Here is a 19,985-nt window from a genome sequence, read left to right as displayed (position 1 = left end):
TAGACGCCGATCAGCTTTTCCAAACGGCGCGCCGCTACGACACTGATCGAAGTGTGAGTCTTTATAAAGGCTTAGTGAAGTTTCAGGGCCAAGGCGGCAAGAGTTGTTGCGACGGTTGAACCAGCCGTCTGGTGCGACGCAGGAACTTGTGGCCATGCACGTCGACATGCTGCGCTTTCTCCAATCCAACCCGGAACTCAAGCGAACAGATATTTATTTCGTCCATTTGTTGCGCAACCGATTCAATTGGGGCTTCTTTGTCCTAAAGTAAATCAGCCGGGATAGCCCCACCCGTTTTCTTTACAAAATCATCACCTATGAGGCGATGCACGAGATCAACGATCTGGACGATTTGGGGCGAATGCGCTATCAGCCAGATTGTCGTTATTTTGCGGCCTTTCATCCTGCGTTCTCGGATGCGCAACTGATATTCGTTGAGATCGCTCTTACTGCTGTTATCCCAGATACGATTGACACGCTTCTATCAACGCTGCTGCGACACTAACCACGGCCAAGAAAGGCAGCAATGTAATGTTAGCCGGTTTACCGTTCTGTTTTTACTGCTTGTTGCCGCTTTCAATTACGCCCTTGCGACCGGATTTTGTTTTTCTGCTAATAGCTGCCCCGGTTAGGTTCCCGGGCCGTAGCTTCCGTCTTCGCGGTGCACTTCACGCCCGCTGAGCGGTGGAGTGAAGACACAGACAAGCCTCAGATCGGCCTTTGTGGCTTGCACCACATGCCTGTCATGTTGATCCAACGCGTAAAGGGTGAATGGCACAAGGGCATGCCAGGTTTCAACGTCGGCTGCTCTGATTCTGCCCTTACCCTCGATACAATAGCACGCCTCCAGATGATGGGTGTATTCAAGCTCCAACTCTGCACCATGGTTGATGAGTGTGTCAGTGAGCGTGAACTCCATACCATCTGAGGCCAGAAGCAGCCGTCTGCTGTTCCAGCCCGGGCCAAAGACGTCCCGCTCTGTTCCAAGAATATCTTTGAGTGCTCTGACAATCATTTCACTGTTCTCTATCGGACCGCGCGGTTCATGCCTCCGTCAGATAGTATGCTCTGGCCGTTGATATAGCGAGCTCCTTCGCTGGCGAGAAACACGCACGCCTGTCCGATTTCCTCAAAAGTTGCCGCACGCTGTGCTGGGATTTCCCGGCGAGCCTGTTCGGACAGGTTCACGTTCTCGCAGAACCCCGGCAGCAGGTTGTTCATGCGAATGTTGTGCCGTGCATATCGGTCCCCGTAAAGCTTTGAGAAACTATGCAATGCTCCACGCAGCATGCTCATGGGATAGGGCGCACGTGGCTCGATTGTGTTCATGGATGAGATATTAACGAATGCACCACCGCCTTGTTCGATCAGAATGGGCGTGACGATACGGGCGATCTTGACGACATTTAGCACATACATGTCCAGACTTTCGTGCCATAACTCGTCGCTGAGTTCCAAAAGCGGTCCGTCAAAGTCAGGATCGAAGCCAACGGTTTTGATGGCCTCAGGCACGGATCCGCCATGCCCCATGTTACTGACAATGGCATCAATCCGGCCGTACTCGCGCATAGTGTCGTCAACCAACGCCTGCAGATCATCCGCATCAAGAACCGAGCCTCGACGGCCAATGCCGCCAAGCTCTTCCGCCAACGCTAACGAACGATTGGACGGGGACATTAAAGAGAGTTTGTAGCCGGCTTTAGCCATTTCAACGGCGCACCCTCGACCGATGCCTTGCCCCGTACCTGTCATGAGCGCAACTTTGAAAGCTGACATGTGACCTTCGTCCAAATAAACCCGTGAGATTTCTTAGAGTCACCCCGCTATAACTCTTTGTAACCAATAAATCCTATCGATTTTATTTGATAAGCCTGTTAGTTTTTCTCACATGTCGAAAAGCCTTAGACATCTTCGCGCCCTTCAGGCCTTTGACGAGACCGCGGCACATTCCAGCCTGACCAAGGCAGCGGGCGTGTTGAACGTAACGCACGGGGCGATCAGCCGGCAGATCAAATTGCTGGAGCAGCATCTTGGCGTAACGCTCTTCCACCGCCACCCCAATGGCGTAAATCTTACCGACGCCGGAGAACGCCTGCATCAATCAACGCGTGGAGCGTTTTCTGCGTTGCAGATGGGCGTGACAGAGGTGAGACGCATTCATCAACGCCAGTCGATCACAGTGTCTTTGTCGACGTCTCTGGCCCTGAAGTGGCTTGTGCCATTGCTGAGTTTGTTTCAGCAAGAGCACCCGGAAATTGCGCTATTGCTGGATACAAATGATACCTTTGCAGATTTCGACAGGTCCGATGTCGACGTTGCGATAAGGTTTGGAGAACCCGGTTGGGACGGGCTCTATCATGAGCAAATCAGACAAGAGGAATTGATCGTCGTCGCTGCACCAACGCTCGTCGAAAAATCACAGCTTCCGATGCGCGCCGAGGATGTGGCAAACTTCCCATTGTTGCATGACAACTTCAACGCAGGTTGGGACAGTTGGATCATACAAGTTGGGCTGGACGCGGATCACATTAAGGCGCGGAACATCAATTTTGTGGACAGCGCCGTCCTTCTAGAAGCGGCGATCGACGGCCAAGGCGTCGCCTTGGCGAGACACCTCTTGGCGGAGAGAGACCTTAAGCTTGGCCGGCTAATTCGCTTGGACGAAAGCCGCGTTCCATTGAACCGGGGCCTCTACTTAGTCTGTCGCCCAGGAGATCAAGATCGGGTCGCAGTAAGAGCCTTCAAGAATTGGCTGATGTCTATTTAGAGCTTGGGCTATTTTGATGGCAGCAAAAACGGTCCCTGGTTCGTGTGTCACACATAACCATTTTGCAACTCATCTAATGTGCCCAACAGATTTGTAGTCGATGTACTGTCCAATAAACCGCAAACATCTCTGAACGGATGTATTGCGAAGCGATCTCTAGTTGAATGATCAGCTTCCTTGCGGACCAAACGAAACACTACTTCAATAGCCAGATAGCAGTAATTGATCCTTCACGCGAAGAATGTCTGTTTCTACCCCCTACACCTTTGACTGCCGCAATCCAACCGAATGGCGGCAAACAGAGATGCAAGTCAGTGAACGATAACATCTATCAATTCAGAATGTCGGCGATTGCCCCTATCAGGTTCAGCACTTCATGTGTTTCACGGTTTACTTCGTAAACATAATCTCCGGCACGCACGTAATATCCGTTGCGCCGTAGTCCCCAACGGCTGGGATCATCAATGCGGACATACCCATCATAGATGTAATCGCCACGTCGATATTTCTTTGCCTGTCCAGGCGGTACGCACGGGATTGCCTTTTTTGCCAAGCCCGGCGGACAATGTCCGGATTTGGATTTCACATGGATCGGCGAGGTAGCGCCGGTTCCGCTAACGTGCCCCGTGCTAAGGCTCCACAAGCTGACACTGGCGTTCGCAAATGACGCGCCTTGCACGGTCAGTGCCACCGCCAGAATCCCAACAATCTTTTTCATTCCCAGCGCCTTTTTCAGCTTCTTAGCTTAGATATGATCTTGAATGGGCCTTGGCGAGTTCATAAGCGAAGAGTTGCTTTCCGATGCAGCAGTTTGTTCACGAGCTGAAATCATCGGCTGCGATTGTCATCGCAAATTCAACTAAAGCATCAAAACGGGATGTTCTTCCTCCATCTGGTCGCCCGCCTATTCGTTTGTCTTTATTTCGCGAACAACATTAACTGAACGTGAACAATGTATTCTCAGAGTGTTCAAACAGTCTCAGGCATAGTGACGGTGTTAGATCATACGGGACGTTGTTCCGTTTGATCGCTGACAAGGGGAAACGCATGATCAAGTCTGCCTTTGTGACTGAAGAGTCCAGCACAACAGCTGTGATGCAAACCTCCGGCAAAATCGCCGGAGAACGTTTGTCAACCACGACCAAATCGAGCAGTGGTCGCTTCCCTCCTATCGAAAATGCATTAACACAGATCGTCAAAAACAAGCGGCTTTCCGAGGCACATAACAACGTCTGAAGGCAGTTCAGCAGACCCCCACACAATTCCCGGTATTCGTCCTAGATATTGGAATTGAAAACTAAATCCCGCTCCAGTTATGGGGCGGGGTTTCTTTCTTATGCCTTTGGGAAAAAGGGCGTAGCCCTTGATTTGCAAAAGTATCCGGCCAGCCGCTACCCATCCTGTGAAGCCTTTGGCTGACCCGGGCTTTAGTACTTCCGTGAGTGGTCAGTACTGAGGGTTGATTGACGCAGAGAGCCGTTGTCTTTCGTTACAGACCCAACAGCGCCTTTACCTCATGTTCAACGGCGTCGGTCACGGGTTTGTTGGCGGCGGCTTCCAGGGCTTCCCGTTCGGTCAATTCCTGTTCCTCGACCTGGTCAGCCAGTTCTTGCACCTGTTCAGTCGCTTCTTCGTATTCGACGGCAGCCTGACGTTCATCGTTCAGCTCCTGCGCTGCTTCGATCGAAGAGTCCAAATCAGCGCGGGCTTCATCCAATTGCTCCTCAATCTCTGGGTCCGTTCCGCCTGCGTCTTCCAGCGCTTGTTCGAGATCCTCGACGCGTTCCTGGTTTTCCTGGACTTCACCCAACGCGGCTTCCAGGTCTTCTTCAATCTCAGGAACAGTCCGCTCCGGCGGCTCCAAGCCAGCGAGCTCTTCCAATTGTTCCTCAAGCTCTTCGCGCAAGGGTTCTCCGGCCAACACAGTATCTCGATAATTGGCAATTCGGCCTACGCGGGAATTGGGCGCTGCATTTTCTAATGCAGTTGCGCTGGCGTTGGCGGCATTGAGCGCCCCTAACTCAGACGGGTGGGCACCAAGAAGTGCCGCCATCTTGTTCCCCTTTTCCCTGACCGCTGGGCGAATGGACTCTTCGACAATTACTGTTTTCGAAGGCTTCTTGTACGTCCTGGGCTTTTGTTTGCTACCGCTGGTGGTCGAGCGTTTTCCAGATGTGGCAACCGTTCTCGACTTGCCTTTGCCGCTAAAGATATCCTTCAAGGAAAAACGACCGCCCTTGCCCAAAGCAGAGCGCGAAGATTTTGTCTTGGATTTCCCGGTGTTTCGGCCACCAAAACTTTTGTCGGCACCTTTCTTTCCGCCTTTGTTACCGGCGAAACTGTGGTCATCACGATCTCCGCTGGCGGAGTTCCCCTTGCCACCGCTATTGCCTTTTCCGCCGCCGTTGCCTCCACCGTTTCCTTTATCGCCGCCTTTGCCGTTGCCTGGACCGTTACCCTTTCCACCGCCATTGCCTTTGCCCTCCTTTGCAAATGCAATATCCGGCACCGCAACGGTGGCTACGATGGCTGTAGATCCCAACAACGCGATTGCCAGGGTCGATGCTTTTAGCAGTCTCAAACTGGTGATTTTCATATCGACCTCCTCGGTGGAAATCAGCGGGTATCAGTTTTCTGAAACAACTCGCTATGTTCAATAGTCTCGATTCACGCACGAATCCCCAATGCTTCTTGCCATTTAACTTGAGGGTGCTTGAACGCAGGGCTAACTGCTTGTTCATCATCGGTTCATGTCGAAAGACGTAGTCTCTAGCCGCGAAATACGAGGACTTTCATGCGCGCGAAGGTGATCTTGGTGGTAGCAAGCCTGATTGTTGCTTTGCCTTTTGGGGAAGCGGCTGCCCAGACACGCGAGCTCAAGCAAGGTGAACTGCGCAAAGCGACCCTGACCGGGGACACCATTCGTTTGAAACGGGTTATCAAAGGTGTCGAAAAAGCCTATGGCGGGACTCCAGTCGATGCGCGCGCGTTTCAGGCTGATCAAATTTACTATCGTATTCTAGTCAAAAAGCCCGATGGAAAAATTGTCAGTGTCATTGTGAATGCACAGACCGGTACAGTCGTTTCCAATCGATCCAGTGTTGGGCGTCAAATATCGAAAGCAGCCCGTTCGAACCCCGCCAACGCCAACAACAGCCGCGACACCAACAGCAATCGTGGAGCTTCTGCGAGCCGTGGAAACAACGGCAAAAGCAGTGGCAATAGCAATGCTGGTGGAAACGGCGGTGGCAATGGCAACGGCGGTGGCAATGGCAATGGCGGCGGCAACGGCGGCGGCAATGGAGGTGGAAATGGTGGTGGAAACGGAGGAGGTAATAGCGGTGGTAACGGCAGCGGCAATGGTGGCGGAAACAGCGGTGGAAACGGCGGCGGCAACTCTGGCGGGAACGGCAAGGGCAACGGTAAAAAATAGGGCTTAAACCAAAGCAGTTGTGACTGTAGTTTTTGAATATGAGAGTACTTCTAGCCGAAGATGAACCGCAGCTATGCGAGCAGATTAAGAAACTTCTTAGCGCAGAAGGCCGCGTGGTAGATGTGGCCAAGAATGGTACTGACGCCCTGCACCTGGGTGCGACCGAACCTTACGACATGATCATCCTCGACATCGGGTTGCCGGAACGCGACGGTATTTCTGTCCTGCGCGAATGGCGCAGCGCGGGCGTCAAGACACCCGTGTTGATCCTCACCGCCCGCGATGGGTGGAGCGAGCGCGTGGATGGTCTTGATGCAGGTGCTGATGACTATATGACCAAGCCATTTCACATGCCCGAGCTGGCCGCTCGTGTACGGGCCATCCTGCGCCGACAAAGCGGTCAGTTAAACCCGGTTATCGAAATGGGGGACGTTATGCTCGATACACGAAACGGTCGCGTCAGCGTGGGCGGCATTCCTGTTGATCTGACGGCGCAAGAGATCGCAGTTCTGACATACCTTGCCCACAACATCGGACGCATGGTGTCACGTACCGAGTTGTCAGAGCATATCTATGAATATGACGGTGACAGGGATTCGAACACCATTGCCGTCTTCATAACCCGGCTGCGAAAGAAACTGGGCTCTGACCTTATTACAACGGTCAGAGGACGCGGCTATATGATCGATACGGCCTGATGTTATCGCTGCGCCAACGCGCTTTGCTTGGCGGCCTTGCGACAGGCGCGCTTTCTGTCGGCGTCGGAACGTTGATTGTGTTTTCGTACATCAACACACGTGTTCTGGAACAATTCGACCAGACGCTACGTGACCGGCACACCCAACTCGTTGTCGGTTTGAGCGCAACGACGCATAACCCTGAGGCACTGCGCGAACTGATATTCGATCCAGCCTATGGAACGCCGTATTCAGGCAGATACTGGCAGGTTACCGATGGAAACGGGGCTACATTCACATCAGCCTCGCTCTTTGACGAGACAATTTCCGAACCTGTACGTGTGAGCGAAGAGGCAATCGTTTGGAACACCACAGGTCCGGAAAGCGAAGCCGTTCGTAGCGCATATCAGAGAATCACATTCGAAGACGGAACCGAGTGGGGCGTAACTGTCGCCGAAAGCAGGCGAGAGCTGATAAGCGAACGCAGAGCCGCGCAAAACAACTTGCTACCGGTTTTTGGATTGGTTGGTTTGATTGGAGTTGCCGGTTCGTTGTTGTTGATGTCAGCAATTATCGGCCCCCTCAGGAAGTTGCGTGCAGATGTGGCGCATCGCTGGGACAAGGGAGATGACTTGATTCCTGAAGATTACCCAGAAGAGGTTTCGCCGCTTGTTGAGGACCTAAATAAATTGTTGCACAGGAATCGTGAAATTGTGTCTGGTTCTCGACGACAAGCTGCGGATCTGGCACATGCGCTCAAAACACCGACGGCAATTCTCAGAAATGAACTGGCGACTTTGTCGGACGCGGGTGCAGATATCGAACCTGCAGATGACGCGTTAAATCGAATTGATGCTCAGCTAAAGCGCTCACTTGCGCGTATGCGTGCGTCGAACACCGCAGAACTTACGCATTCACGAACTGACCTTACCAATTCCGTCAACAGGTTATCCAGACTGTTTTCGGTCATGGCAGAACGCGAAGGAAAATCTCTGACGACAGATTGCGAGGATGGGATTCAGGTTCGAATGGATACTCAGGACATCGAAGAGGTGATTGGAAACCTTCTCGACAACGCGCTCAAGTGGTGTCGGACAACAATTCACATCGCCGCAAAGCGTGTAGAGGGCGGCATTGAGATTTGCATTGAGGATGACGGACAAGGAATTCCGGAGGATGCACTTGACGGAGTAGTTCGATCCGGAGGTCGGTTGGATACCTCTGTCAGCGGCACAGGATTGGGTTTGGCAATCTGTGTTGATCTGATGAACGCTTACGGCGGCAAACTAAAACTGGAGAAATCAGAGGACCTTGGCGGCTTGGCCTGCCGAGTATTTATATCAAGCTAAAGGTGGCTGCATCTGGTTAGAAATAGTCGTTGATCGCAAGCAATCAAAAGACGACATTCGCCCGCAAAGTATCGATCGCTCAAGATCCAATCCATTGTCAGCTTTGAATTATCTCTGCACCTCTGCTGGTAGCGGGGCTATGGTAGTCCCAACGTCGATATTGCACGAATTGCGGTTGTGGCTGCACGGCATCAAAATTGCCTAGTTTCGCAAGCGCTGAGCGATTTGACCACATCGAAGGGAAGCGCGAATGTCTCTAGGGATGTTAAGTGAAGCGATCTTTGTTTGAGTACCTGACATGCTGTCACATACCCTCGTCAATGGCGGTTTGGGTCTCAGCATATTCCTTAACGAAGTACCCCAGCAATTTAGGCTGGTTTGGACCCTACTAGTTACTATTTAGCTCGCCCAGCCGCTCCTGTTTTGGGCCAGCGGGATTTGGACGAGCCAAACGCCTCTGGCCGTAAGGGACAAGGCTCTGCCTTCCCCACGGGCACCCCTATTAGACAATACTGTGTCCTCGGCTGTGCCTGCGGGCCGCACTTCCCCTGTCGAATAGCATAGCCTCGCGCTCTCCCGCGTTCGCCACGTGGCAGATCAGCGGGAACAGGCAGCTTCGCTGTCTGATCTGCAAATCAGACCTGATCCTTCCAAAAGGAAAGCCAGATCACACGTAACTCTCTGCTGGAGTATTAACATGGGGAACTTGGGTCAGTTTAAAACGCGAAAGTCAATATCAGTTAATGTCCAACATCTGAGGTGCCTTCCGATATCGAACGCTCACTTCGTTTCTGGTCCAACTGAGACGGTAGGGTCAGGTTGGTGCGACGTTCAACAGGAATTTGGGGCGACACATAGTTTTTGCCATTCGGCGACACGCAAACCATTGAATTTGAGGCATTCGATCTTTTTTGGGCGCACTGGTTTTGCCTTTTTGCAACTCAAAGGTTTTCCATTACATCAGAGCAGCCCGATATTCCGGTCCGCACGGTCCTCAGGCAGTTCGCCAACCATATCAAGACCGAACAAACCGATTTAATTCGGTTCGGGTACTCGATGTCAATCGCTGGGACGTTTCCAATACGCTGAACCTGAAGAACACTCGATCAATCGAGGCCCGACGACCAGCGGGCCAGAGAAGGTGCTGTCAAAGCCATTATCAGGATCAAGTCGTACAACGTCAGATCCGACTCGGCTCGTTTCAGCAGTTCGTCCTTCTTCTTGAGCCAATTATGGTCCACTAATTGATCCACACCACCGCGCCGAATTACCCGATTACATCAAAGCGGGACATCCCTCGCCCTGTCAGCACCTTAAATTAACGCTGTTTCGAGACAATTTCGCCCGGCCTCGATCGTTTGACTACCTTCTATGGCCCCATGTTTCATAAGTACCAAGTTAGCTTCGCTCACTTATTATGTGTCACCACGCAACTTCGAATTGAATTGAGACAGTCAACCCAGTTGAGTTATTTGTGGTCGATAAGAGCGATGAATGATGATATGCGATAGCTTTCAACAGCGCCAATCCCAAACCATTCCCAACACTGTTCCGTTCACTTTCTAGTTTATCGAATGGAATAAAAAGCTTACCCAGTGTGTTTTCGGGAACGCCAGGACCATCGCCAACAACCGAGAGCGTAATGGTGCTTTCTTCTTGCTCAACAATCAGGACAGTTTTGGACTGTTCTGGACAATGACCGTTTGAGTTCTGCAAAAGGTTTGTGCAGAGCTGTTTCAGCATCCCTTCATTGCCTTCGGTTAACCGAAAATACACTCGCCTTGCTCGTCGATCACCTGTTTCGCCTTGGTGATGCTAAAGCTCTCGGCCTGATCCCGGCTTTCGAAGACATCCGCCCGGATCAGCGCATAGGACTTACGATCTCCGCTGATGATTTTTTCGATACGGGCCGACAGGCGATACTTTCCGCCCTCGGCAATCAAAACGGGGAAAATGTCGAACCCTTTGTACGAGACCGGTTGCAGCTCCGACTTTTCACCGCCACCAAAGAGTTTTGAGAAGATTGACATTATGCGGTTCCTTTCTACTTAGGAAATTTGACCCCTATGAATTTCGACTACATCCCAGAAAGCCCAGCATTAGTGTTCAATAGAAACTGGCGGAAAATCGGGCTGCTTGCCGCCCCAATCCCGCGGGCGTTTTCTCCAACAGCCGCAGCTTCTACAACCGGAGGAATCAAACCGCGTTTATCTTGGTTGACTAGGTAACGACGAACCCGTGAGACCAACTCCTCACGTATTTCAGATGGGAATGCGCCGTCGATAAAAATCGCCTCAAAGTCGATGACCGCGCAAATAGACAGCGCAGCTTTGGCCAGTTCCTGCGCGGTGGTACCGATCCATGGTTCGACATAGCGAGAAATGCTGCTCCAGTCCTGCGGCTTTTTCCACAAAATTCCCGGATCAACACCCGCTTCTATCAACCTGTCCTCGAGCAGGAACAGCGATGCAGTGTCAATCAGTTGCTGGCTTTCACCCAAAGGACCTGTCGTCCGCATGGCGCCCAGGGCACCGGCGTTGCCTTGGTTGCCCTCAAATACGGTGCCATTCAGGGCAACGCCTCCGCCAATCATTGAGCCTATGAAGAAATAAAAATAGTCTCGATACTCAGCCCCGCGGCCATAGAGGTGCTCCGCGTGACACGCGGCAGTAGCATCATTGACCACAAAGACCGGCAATTCGCTGAACTTGGCCACCTCGGAAAAGAAGTTCACGTTTCTCCAGGACCTGAATTTCTGAGCCGCAAGCCCAGAAAGGTCGTGCCACTTCCACAGCTCGAACGGTGTTCCGATTCCAATCCCGCATACACGGTCCCGAAGTTTCTGGGGTTCATTGGCCAGAAGCTCTTCCAATCCTACCTCCAGAAACCCGAACACTGCTTCGGGTAGCGGGTAGTCATAAGTCGTCGAGAGCTGTTGGCGTGGCTTACCGGTGAAGTCGATCAAAAGAAGATCGGCGCTGCGGCGACCGATCTTCATTCCCACCGACAGAATGCCTTCGGGATTGAGCTCCATAGGGATCGAAGGTTTCCCAACTTTGCCCTTCAACGGCGTCCCACGTTTGAGAATCTCGTCCTTTTCGAGCTTACGCAGAATGATCGACACGGTCTGGGGTGACAGGCCCGTCAGCCGCGCGACGTCCGCCCCGGCAGCAGGTCCATGCCGTTGTAAAACCGTCAGAATGAGGCGTTCGTTATGATCACGAACACCGCTTTGGCTTACCCCGCCGGTTAGTATTTTCAACGCCTCTCTCTCCATAACCTTAAACATAAACACCTTGTTTTCTTATGAAAAGATACGTGGGCAAATTAATAAATAAACTTTATTTATTTATTGACACAGAGGCTAGAATCACGGTTTCTTGAACGGGACCTTCATTGGAGGATGGAGGCCCGCCTTGTCGCTATTCCGCGCGGGGCCACAACAATTTTCTGGGAGGACAACATGAGAAATCTACTCAAGCTCGCCGCATCCGCGACTGCGCTAACTTTGGCCGCTGCATCCGCGCAAGCGGCTGGTGAAACCGTCTGCCTGATTACCAAGACCGACACCAACCCCTTTTTCGTTAAGATGAAGGAAGGCGCAACCGCCAAGGCAGAAGAGCTGGGCATGACGCTCAAGGCGTTTGCCGGCAAGGTTGATGGCGACCATGAAACTCAGGTTCAGGCCATTGAAACCTGCATTCTCGATGGCGCAAAAGGCATTCTGCTGACAGCATCCGACACCAGCTCAATCGTTCCTGCGGTCAAACAGGCGCGGGATGCGGGGGTTTTGGTCATTGCGCTGGACACGCCGCTTAGCCCGATTGACTCGGCGGACGCGACATTCGCGACGGACAACTACAAGGCCGGCCTTCTGATCGGTCAATGGGCTAAGGCCAAAATGGGCGACGCCGCAGCCGATGCCAAGATCGCGACGCTGGATCTGAACGTCAGTCAGCCGACAGTGGACGTTCTGCGCAATCAGGGTTTCCTCGACGGATTCGGCGTGGACTTGGCGGACCCGAACGTCATCGGTGACGAAACCGATGCGCGTCTGGTTGGCAGTGACGTGACCGACGGCAACGAAGAAGGCGGCCGCCGCGCCATGGAAAACCTTTTGGCCAAGGATTCATCCATCAACGTTGTTCACACGATCAACGAACCGGCTGCTGCGGGCGCATATGAGGCGCTGAAATCCATCGGGCGTGAAAACGACGTACTGATCGTTTCGGTTGACGGGGGGTGCCCCGGCGTCCAAAACGTCGAAGCCGGTGTGATCGGGGCGACAAGCCAACAGTACCCGCTGTTGATGGCGTCGCTTGGCGTTGAGGCCGTGAAAAAATGGGCCGAAGAGGGCGTGAAGCCGGAAAACACACCCGGCAAAGACTTCTATGACACGGGCGTGGCGCTCATCACCGACCAGCCGGTTGATGGGGTCGAGTCGCTATCTGTCGCAGAAGGCCTGGATCTCTGCTGGGGCTAAAGGCAGCCCTACAAGGTGAGGCGCGCCGCAGCGCCTCATCAATCCTTTCACCAGCAAACCTAAACTTCCTGTAAACTGATTTCGTGGACGCAATGCCAGCCACGAAAAGGGGGAGAGATGTCTGAAGCAAACCAAAACGCCCAGGAATTCGAAACCGCCGCCAACGCGTCAGAAACCGTAGCGGAATTTGAAGATCACCGGCGTGGTGTTCTGGGGAAGTTGCAGCATCTTCTCCATGTCAACCCTTCCTTTGTGCCGTTGATCGTTCTGGTCGGCGCCATCGTAATTTTCGGTCTGCTGCTGGGGTCCAAGTTCTTCTCCCCCTTTGCGATGACGCTGATCTTGCAGCAAGTTCAGATCGTGGGCATCGTGGCCGCAGCGCAAAGCCTTGTCATTCTGACCGCCGGCATCGACTTGAGCGTCGGTGCGATCATGGTGTTTTCATCCGTCATCATGGGTCAGTTCACCTTCCGCTACGGTATCCCCGTGCCCATTGCTGTGATGTGCGGGCTGGCAATGGGTACGCTGATCGGGGCTCTCAATGGCTGGCTGGTCAGTCGCGTAAAGCTGCCACCCTTTATTGTCACGCTCGGCATGTGGCAGATCGTTCTGGCGACAAACTTCCTGTATTCCGCAAACGAAACAATTCGCAGCCAGGATATCGAGGCCAACGCCCCGTTCCTGCAATTCTTTGGTACCAAATTCAGCATCGGTGGCGCGACCTTCACGGTTGGCGTGATATTCATGCTCGTTCTGATTTTCGTTCTGGCTTACGCGCTCAAACACACGGCCTGGGGCCGGCATGTCTATGCAGTGGGGGATGACCCTGAGGCGGCTGAACTATCCGGTGTGAACGTGCACAGAACGCTGATGTCCGTTTATATGTTATCCGGTTTGATCTGTGCCTTTGCGGGCTGGGCCTTGATCGGGCGCATCGGGTCGGTTTCACCTACATCCGGTCAGTTGGCCAATATCGAAAGCATCACCGCGGTTGTGATCGGGGGCATCTCTTTGTTTGGCGGGCGGGGATCCATCCTGGGATCGCTGTTTGGCGCGCTGATTGTTGGCGTGTTCACTTTGGGGCTTAGGCTTCTGGGCGCAGACGCACAATGGACCTTCTTACTTATCGGACTTCTCATTATCGCTGCGGTTGCCGTCGACCAGTGGATTAGAAAGGTATCGGGCTAATGTCAGACTCAACTCCAGTCGTCCAAGGCCGCGGGATCGTAAAGCGCTATGGCCACGTTACCGCCATCGACCATTCCGACTTTGAACTGCGCCAGGGGGAAATCCTGGCAGTGATCGGAGATAACGGCGCGGGCAAATCATCCATCGTGAAGGCGATCTGCGGCGCCACAATCCCGGATGAAGGCGAGATTCTGATCGAGGGCAAAAAGGTTAACTTCACCTCTCCGATCGATGCGCGGAATATGGGGATTGAGATTGTCTATCAGCAGCTCGCCATGTCTCCTGCCCTTTCGATTGCGGACAACATGTTCATGGGGCGCGAAATCCGCAAGCAGGGGTTCATGGGTAAATACATGCGTAAGCTTGACCGTCCAGCGATGGAGAAGTTTGCCCGTGAAAAACTGACCGAGCTTGGGCTGATGACTGTACAGTCGATCAATCAGGCGGTTGAGACTCTCTCTGGTGGCCAACGCCAAGGTGTTGCCGTTGCTCGTGCCGCTGCCTTTGCAACCAAGTTTATCATCATGGACGAACCGACGGCTGCTTTGGGCGTCAAGGAAAGCCGCAAGGTGCTTGAACTGATCCAGGACGTGCGTGCGCGTGGCATTCCGATCATCCTGATCAGCCACAACATGCCTCATGTTTTTGAGGTTGCCGACCGCATTCATGTGCATCGGTTGGGTAAAAGGCTCTGCACAATTGATCCCAAGGATTACACGATGTCCGATGCAGTCGCCTTCATGACCGGTGCCAAAGAACCCCCAAAAGAGGACGCAGCGTGATCGAGCAGGACGTACAGCGCGTTTGCGACCTGATCTCCTCCCGGCGGCAAGTTGGAGTCCGGACGATTATCGCAATCGCCGGCCCCCCCGCATCCGGAAAGTCGACCTTAGCGGAAGCCGTTGTGCAATCGCTGAACACACAACAGAGCTCGGCGGTTCCGTCAGCCACACTTGTACCAATGGATGGTTACCATTTGGACAACCGCGTGCTGGAAACGCGTGGATTGCTGGCGAGAAAAGGCGCGCCAGAGACTTTCGACGGGGTCGGGTTTTGCGCTGCAATCAGAGAGCTTCAAGTTACGCGCCACGAGTGCTTTCATCCCAAATTCGATCGCACAATGGACCTAGCTATTGCCAACGCCATTGCGGTTCACCCGGCAACTCCGGTCGTCGTCGTTGAGGGTAACTATCTTCTGATGGACAGCGACCCATGGAGAAACCTGACGGATGTTTATGCCGCGACGGTTTTTATCAGCCCAACTTTGGAAGAGCTTGAAAACAGGCTGCAACACCGCTGGATCAGCCATGGCTTTGACCCGGTCACGGCATTGAAACGTGCAAAAGCGAACGATCTGCCAAATGCAGAACTCGTCATCAGCACTAGTCGAAATGCCGACCTAAGATTAAACCAGAACTGCACCGAATTCGGGACGCGCCACGCGTTCTGAATTTACGCCCTGGACCCCGCCATCCGTCGATGCAGCGCCTCTAAGCGAATTCACGTGCAACCAATATTAGCTCACACACGATGAGGAAAACCATGAAATTTTTCGTGGATACTGCAGAAGTAAGCAACATCAAAGATCTGTTAGACTTGGGGCTGATTGACGGCGTCACCACCTGCTGTTGGAAAGCAGGCCGGAGCGCACGGTCGTAATCCCGGCGCATGATAAAACGAATTGATACCTACGCCTGGGCTCTGATTCGGGGTTTTGAATTCGTCATTGTGGATGACGGCAGTACAGATGGAACATTTGCCGATGCGATGGTATTTGCACTTGACCACCCAATGCCTTAATCACCAGGTCTGTTGTGGCCACCAAGCAGACCTTCGTTTCGAGTGCGGCACCTATCATCACCAATGGCAGCAACGCGCGGTTCGGAACCTGCTGCACGAGCAAAACTATTGGTGCTGGCGAGGGCCCGCTCAGAGCTCAGATAAACGATTGGGATGCCCGCGGAGCGCAACTGGTTAGAGCCTAACGTAAGCTGCTAGTCGCCAAATTTCATCGCGACAGGGGTGCCCATCGAAAGCTTCGCAAAGGGCTTTGCGAACCATTTCTTGAGCAACCTCCAATTCGAAGCATGAGAAACTATGCTTCTTGCATCCGTTCCATCCTGTTAATTGACCTCCCAATTGTGTTGGGGAGATTTCTAGAATTTATTCTAAATGAAAATGATAGAAAGTAGCGGTAGCGTTATTCTCGCTTTGTTTCTTACCCACTTGAAGCAAACAGCCATGGATCTCCCGATCCTTAAGCGTGGTACAGAAGCGGATGTTGGGGTGGCGTCGGTTTGCCTCGCCCGCATCCGCGTTCGCCACGTGGTAGATCAGCAGGATCAGGCGCCCTCGGCGACTGAACTGCAAATTAGCCCAGATTTTCCCATAAGGAACTCAGGATCGATGAAATCGGGCGAGGTGATGGATGATGGAAGTGAGGCGAAAATGGCAAGTTTATGTCGCTGGTGGCAGAGCTATGTGTCGCTCACGCTTAACTAAGCTATTGATTTTACTTTAGCTGCCATTTCAATAGTGCACACGTTTTTCCATTTGCGTCTCACAGTCCTTACATCATGTCGGCTGAACTCTAAGAGAGTTTCCATTCAACTAAAGTGTGGAATACATCGAGAGAAAACCCAAAGCAAAGATCGCATCCTGAAAGCGATGTCATTCTTTTTGAACTTTATTTGTGTTCTTTTGTCGACTGCCTTCGCCACTACTGCAGTTGTAAAATATCCGGAACGCAGAGTTTTCTTTTTGCCGGCATTTTGTCCGCACCATCCGATCGTTTCAGTCGCTTGGGACCGTCTTTTACCTTGATCTTCGGCTTTGCTAGTGGGCCCTTCAAGGTCACGGGCCAGGGGCTCTTTGAAAGCGGTTCGCCAATCTTGCGGGGCTGCAGATTTAGGTCCAAAACCTTCCCCGCCACATTAACACCGCCAAAGACGACGACTTGGACATGATCTGTTTCCAATGTGGTTTGTTTCGTCGAAATACTTCCATTGGAAATACTAATCGGTGCACGCAAACATATGATCGGAGCAACCTTTTGTTTCTCTTTGGTAAACACCCAAGGTAGTATCCCTAGCCCTGCCAGATCCAAAAGCTGGGTCTCGATCGAGCCGTCACGCATTGAGACCGTGGCATTGCCGTTCATGCTGTTGGCAAAATGCTTAGGTGAATCGGTTCCGCCGGTCACCGAAAAATCTGCATAGATGGTACCGCTTGCGCCCTTTTTGAAGTTCAGGTTGTGAAGAATTTCATCCAGCTGCCAGCCGCCTGCTGTGCCGGTCAGCGTGAGCAGATGCGCGTCGTTCGATAGATCCATTTGTCCGCTGACATCGAAATGAGCACCTCCGTATTCAAAATTCAAAGGTCCGGCCTTGAGTTCATTTTCGTTGAGCGTCAGTTCACTCTGCAAACTGCTGATGCCTTTGGCACCCTCTATGTGCCGAAGGTCAACGTCGACATCCATATCCATACCGGACAAGAGAATTGAACGCCCAATAGGTTTAAGTGTTACGTCTCTTAGAGGACTAGTGTCGCCGGATTCCTCAATGACGTCTTCCTCGTCGGGCTCTGGACCGCCTATTTTCCTCAATTGTGCAGCGGCCTGAACGATGGTTCGGATCTGATCTATCTTTATCAAGTCACTCTCTATGGAACCCTGTAGTACAGGATCACTCGTTGCATCATCAAGATCGGCCATAATTTGCAGGACAGAGTCGGCAACCTTGACTTTGGCATTCGCATCCCAATCGGTTCCTTCGCTGGCAAGGCCAATTTCAAAGATAGCCTGTCCAGTTTCCACCCGTTCAAGCGATAGGGCTTCTAACAGGTCCGCTCCGGAGGGGACTTCTACTTGAATTGCCAAATCCAGGTTCTCGAATTTGAGCACATTTTTTACAGAGCCATGCACCTCAAGGTTCCAAAGTTCCGTTTTGCTTGTCTGGCCACCCAAATTTGTCAGCGAAAGCTGATTGATGTCGCCGTTCAAATGAAAGTTACCAGAAAATCGACCAAGTTGATCATCCGGTCCCAGAAGCTCTGATGAGATCAAGCTGCTTGCGGGTATATCCATTAACCCGTCGGCCGATATGCCTTGTAATTGCAACGCGTCTTCGACCGAACCGTCCAAAATGATAAATGGATCAGCAGGGTTCCCAATTCTCAAATTGATGTTTCCAACACTCAAGGCGCCTTCGGGTGTTCTGGAAAGCTCGGAAAACTTAATCGGGGGTGGCCCTTCACCAGAGGTATCCAATGTGAACCCGTTGGTTTCAATGACCATTTTCCGCTGCGGGACCTGCCCGGGTACGCTATCGATAACCATGTCAACTGCTATTAGTTTTAGATCATACCGCGACGCGGCTGGGGCGGGTTCAGCATCTTCAGGGTACAACCGAATGCGGGTTGTCAGGGATACGTCTTCTGGGTTTCCCAACTCTCCGATTTGTCCCGTCAGCGAAAGGCTTTGCCCACCATCCAATTCAGTCAATACAGCCAGGTCATCAATCCGGGCTACGCCGTCGACTGATTTGAATGTTGCACCAATGCTTCCTGAACCCTCCAAAACGCGATTGAGTTTCAGGATATCAAGAAGCTGACCAAGTTCGGCAACCTCTATGGTCGTATTCACTTGTAGCCCGTTCTCTTGAGGGACTTCTTCGGCGGCAATCGCAATCTGTTCGAAATTCACAGCGACCTGAAACGGGTCGTCCGCGGGAATGCTCGCGTTCAGATCAAACTTCTCTCCATTTAGTGAACCAGCCCCAACCGCGGTCACAACGTCGGTTTCCGTATCACGCTTTAGATTCAGCTCAAGAAGCTGCAGATCCAACACAAGCCCGTTTAGATCGTTCTGGTAAAGAACGGCAACATCGGTCAGGTCAATTTTTTGGTCCGTTAGAATTCCAGCCACAGACAGGTTTGCAGGTTTGGCCGGATCCCCGGCTTTAGCGCCCGTTTGGGAAGCGGACTGCCAGTTTCCGACACCGTCTTTGTCCGTGATCAAGTTGAGGTGAACACCCGAGATAGAAAGCTCACTCAGCGACAATTTGCTGTTCCAAAGGTCGCGGGCAGAAATATTGAACTCAAGTTTGTCGATTGCCGCCAGATTCGCTTTGGTCTTGATCGCGCCGGGTAGTACCAATCCCGCTGCGGATACCTGCAGTTGCCGACCAAGGCCTAGACGCACTTCATCTTCTATTAACACGTCCTGACCAAGTTTCTTCGAGATCAGGTTTTCAACAAAAGTGGTTCTGAAAGAAGAAAACAACGCAGAGGACAGGAAAAGCCATGCCACAACAACCGCGACGAACGCGACAGCGCAACAAACCATTACACCTCTTGTGATGAACCGCACGCTTTTCTCCTAAGGTTCTGATTCCTTTCTTGGGCAGACTAGACCATTAAAGCATCATGTTAATGGAATATGTGGCTTCTTATTTTGCTGAACCCTAAATGACCTTGACCATTTAGCCGACTTCTCTTGCGGAATTGGTCGGGCGGCCAAGAAACGGTTAAAGGACTAAATTTAGGATGTGCTGCTGATCCAGTTTCAAAATAGCTGGCTTGAAACGCGTTTAACGTTTCATAAACGAGCACATTGCATTAGCTTTGACGACTGCGCCTGGACGCCCCAATTAAACTAGACGCGGTTAAAATGCTTCAATTTCCCACATCCATCTAATTACTGTTATATGTGAATTCTTCAAACGACGGGGACACAATGAATTCGCTAACTAGAATAACACGTGGGATAGGCGTCGCTTTCAAGGACGGTAGAGTGAAAGGCCTTCTTGCCTTCACAGTCGGAATGATTTTATGGGCCTCGGTCTTCTACCACTTTGTCGAAGGTTGGAGTTGGCTAGACTCGATCTACTTTTCCGTAGTGACAATTTCGACCGTAGGGTTCGGTGACTTCTCACCTGAAACTGCGGCGGGGAAAATCTTCACAATGGTGTATATCATTGTAGGCTTGGGTGTTTTCGTGACTGCGGCGACCACAGTGGCAGATACAATCTTGTCCCAAGACGACGAAAAAACGGACAAATAGATTATCCCAAATTAAGGCAATTTGAGT

At 52.2% G+C, this 19,985-nt stretch carries 23 protein-coding genes; 14 read left to right on the top strand and 9 right to left on the bottom strand.

Annotated elements, in window-relative coordinates; all coding sequences use genetic code 11:
* The first annotated feature begins 103 nt into the window (after nt 1-103).
* The gene (locus tag ACR0AU_RS13850) at nt 104-271 is read left to right on the top strand and encodes a malonyl-CoA decarboxylase N-terminal domain-containing protein (protein WP_170733674.1); all 168 of its coding nucleotides are present in this window, start codon (nt 104-106) and stop codon (nt 269-271) included.
* Between the two features lie 54 nt (nt 272-325).
* Nucleotides 326-505 (top strand): malonyl-CoA decarboxylase domain-containing protein, encoded by a 180-nt coding sequence (locus tag ACR0AU_RS13845; protein ID WP_480592641.1) that lies wholly within the window; start codon nt 326-328, stop codon nt 503-505.
* Between the two features lie 123 nt (nt 506-628).
* Here ACR0AU_RS13845 and ACR0AU_RS13840 read toward each other — a convergent pair whose 3' ends face one another.
* Together ACR0AU_RS13840 and ACR0AU_RS13835 are read right to left on the bottom strand one after the other, a co-directional pair.
* Nucleotides 629-1,015, bottom strand: coding sequence for an ectoine synthase (locus ACR0AU_RS13840; RefSeq protein ID WP_170733673.1), 387 nt, complete (start codon nt 1,013-1,015; stop codon nt 629-631).
* A gap of 11 nt (nt 1,016-1,026) precedes the next feature.
* A complete protein-coding gene (locus ACR0AU_RS13835; protein WP_170513178.1) occupies nt 1,027-1,776 on the bottom strand; it encodes an SDR family oxidoreductase in 750 nt (249 codons plus the stop codon).
* A 112-nt stretch (nt 1,777-1,888) separates the two neighbouring features.
* Between ACR0AU_RS13835 and ACR0AU_RS13830 the strand changes: the two genes are divergently transcribed.
* Entirely contained in the window at nt 1,889-2,767 is an 879-nt protein-coding gene (locus tag ACR0AU_RS13830; protein ID WP_170733672.1) for a LysR substrate-binding domain-containing protein, read from the top strand.
* Nucleotides 2,768-3,098: 331 nt separating this feature from the next.
* Here ACR0AU_RS13830 and ACR0AU_RS13825 read toward each other — a convergent pair whose 3' ends face one another.
* The gene (locus ACR0AU_RS13825; RefSeq protein WP_255612012.1) at nt 3,099-3,485 is read right to left on the bottom strand and encodes an excinuclease ABC subunit A; all 387 of its coding nucleotides are present in this window, start codon (nt 3,483-3,485) and stop codon (nt 3,099-3,101) included.
* Nucleotides 3,486-3,814: 329 nt separating this feature from the next.
* Here ACR0AU_RS13825 and ACR0AU_RS13820 point away from each other — a divergent pair, with 329 nt between their 5' ends.
* Nucleotides 3,815-4,003, top strand: a complete 189-nt coding sequence (locus ACR0AU_RS13820; RefSeq protein WP_170395992.1) for a hypothetical protein — start codon at nt 3,815-3,817, stop codon at nt 4,001-4,003.
* A 253-nt stretch (nt 4,004-4,256) separates the two neighbouring features.
* Here ACR0AU_RS13820 and ACR0AU_RS13815 read toward each other — a convergent pair whose 3' ends face one another.
* Nucleotides 4,257-4,820: a coiled-coil domain-containing protein gene (locus ACR0AU_RS13815; protein WP_170566463.1), complete on the bottom strand. Its 564-nt coding sequence runs from the start codon at nt 4,818-4,820 to the stop codon at nt 4,257-4,259.
* A gap of 31 nt (nt 4,821-4,851) precedes the next feature.
* Here ACR0AU_RS13815 and ACR0AU_RS13810 point away from each other — a divergent pair, with 31 nt between their 5' ends.
* The 4 genes from ACR0AU_RS13810 (at nt 4,852) to ACR0AU_RS13795 (ending at nt 8,226) form a co-directional block, all read left to right on the top strand.
* On the top strand, nt 4,852-5,427 hold the full coding sequence (locus ACR0AU_RS13810; protein ID WP_170733671.1) for a hypothetical protein: 576 nt from the start codon (nt 4,852-4,854) through the stop codon (nt 5,425-5,427).
* A gap of 134 nt (nt 5,428-5,561) precedes the next feature.
* Nucleotides 5,562-6,200, top strand: a complete 639-nt coding sequence (locus tag ACR0AU_RS13805; protein WP_480439385.1) for a PepSY domain-containing protein — start codon at nt 5,562-5,564, stop codon at nt 6,198-6,200.
* Between the two features lie 38 nt (nt 6,201-6,238).
* The gene (locus ACR0AU_RS13800; protein WP_170395997.1) at nt 6,239-6,898 is read left to right on the top strand and encodes a response regulator transcription factor; all 660 of its coding nucleotides are present in this window, start codon (nt 6,239-6,241) and stop codon (nt 6,896-6,898) included.
* 320 nt (nt 6,899-7,218) lie between these two features.
* Complete coding sequence (locus ACR0AU_RS13795) at nt 7,219-8,226, top strand: sensor histidine kinase (protein WP_480795807.1); 1,008 nt, start codon at nt 7,219-7,221, stop codon at nt 8,224-8,226.
* A 1,106-nt stretch (nt 8,227-9,332) separates the two neighbouring features.
* Here ACR0AU_RS13795 and ACR0AU_RS13790 read toward each other — a convergent pair.
* From ACR0AU_RS13790 to ACR0AU_RS13775, 4 genes are all read right to left on the bottom strand, one after another.
* A complete protein-coding gene (locus ACR0AU_RS13790) occupies nt 9,333-9,467 on the bottom strand; it encodes a hypothetical protein (RefSeq protein WP_480454316.1) in 135 nt (44 codons plus the stop codon).
* Between the two features lie 181 nt (nt 9,468-9,648).
* Complete coding sequence (locus ACR0AU_RS13785) at nt 9,649-9,969, bottom strand: ATP-binding protein (RefSeq protein WP_170636310.1); 321 nt, start codon at nt 9,967-9,969, stop codon at nt 9,649-9,651.
* Nucleotides 9,970-9,986: 17 nt separating this feature from the next.
* Nucleotides 9,987-10,256, bottom strand: a complete 270-nt coding sequence (locus ACR0AU_RS13780; protein ID WP_480772069.1) for an HlyU family transcriptional regulator — start codon at nt 10,254-10,256, stop codon at nt 9,987-9,989.
* 47 nt (nt 10,257-10,303) lie between these two features.
* Entirely contained in the window at nt 10,304-11,503 is a 1,200-nt protein-coding gene (locus ACR0AU_RS13775) for an ROK family transcriptional regulator (RefSeq protein WP_170402926.1), read from the bottom strand.
* Between the two features lie 186 nt (nt 11,504-11,689).
* Between ACR0AU_RS13775 and ACR0AU_RS13770 the strand changes: the two genes are divergently transcribed.
* The 5 genes from ACR0AU_RS13770 (at nt 11,690) to ACR0AU_RS13750 (ending at nt 16,399) form a co-directional block, all read left to right on the top strand.
* Entirely contained in the window at nt 11,690-12,709 is a 1,020-nt protein-coding gene (locus ACR0AU_RS13770; RefSeq protein WP_170392952.1) for a sugar ABC transporter substrate-binding protein, read from the top strand.
* Nucleotides 12,710-12,826: 117 nt separating this feature from the next.
* Nucleotides 12,827-13,897: an ABC transporter permease gene (locus ACR0AU_RS13765; protein WP_170392953.1), complete on the top strand. Its 1,071-nt coding sequence runs from the start codon at nt 12,827-12,829 to the stop codon at nt 13,895-13,897.
* On the top strand, nt 13,897-14,679 hold the full coding sequence (locus ACR0AU_RS13760) for an ATP-binding cassette domain-containing protein (RefSeq protein WP_170402609.1): 783 nt from the start codon (nt 13,897-13,899) through the stop codon (nt 14,677-14,679). The genes ACR0AU_RS13765 and ACR0AU_RS13760 overlap by 1 nt, the downstream gene beginning before the upstream one ends.
* Nucleotides 14,676-15,347: a nucleoside/nucleotide kinase family protein gene (locus tag ACR0AU_RS13755; protein ID WP_480444231.1), complete on the top strand. Its 672-nt coding sequence runs from the start codon at nt 14,676-14,678 to the stop codon at nt 15,345-15,347. The genes ACR0AU_RS13760 and ACR0AU_RS13755 overlap by 4 nt, the downstream gene beginning before the upstream one ends.
* 722 nt (nt 15,348-16,069) lie before the next feature.
* A complete protein-coding gene (locus ACR0AU_RS13750) occupies nt 16,070-16,399 on the top strand; it encodes a hypothetical protein (RefSeq protein ID WP_480592659.1) in 330 nt (109 codons plus the stop codon).
* Nucleotides 16,400-16,616: 217 nt separating this feature from the next.
* Here ACR0AU_RS13750 and ACR0AU_RS13745 read toward each other — a convergent pair whose 3' ends face one another.
* Nucleotides 16,617-19,265, bottom strand: a complete 2,649-nt coding sequence (locus ACR0AU_RS13745; protein ID WP_480795806.1) for an AsmA family protein — start codon at nt 19,263-19,265, stop codon at nt 16,617-16,619.
* Nucleotides 19,266-19,688: 423 nt separating this feature from the next.
* Here ACR0AU_RS13745 and ACR0AU_RS13740 point away from each other — a divergent pair, with 423 nt between their 5' ends.
* Nucleotides 19,689-19,958, top strand: coding sequence for a potassium channel family protein (locus ACR0AU_RS13740; protein WP_480439390.1), 270 nt, complete (start codon nt 19,689-19,691; stop codon nt 19,956-19,958).
* Nucleotides 19,959-19,985: the final 27 nt, after the last annotated feature.

Source organism: Ruegeria sp. CG1, from assembly GCF_056537265.1.
Note: the sequence above shows the minus strand (reverse complement) of the source record. Positions and strands in the feature narration are given on the sequence as shown.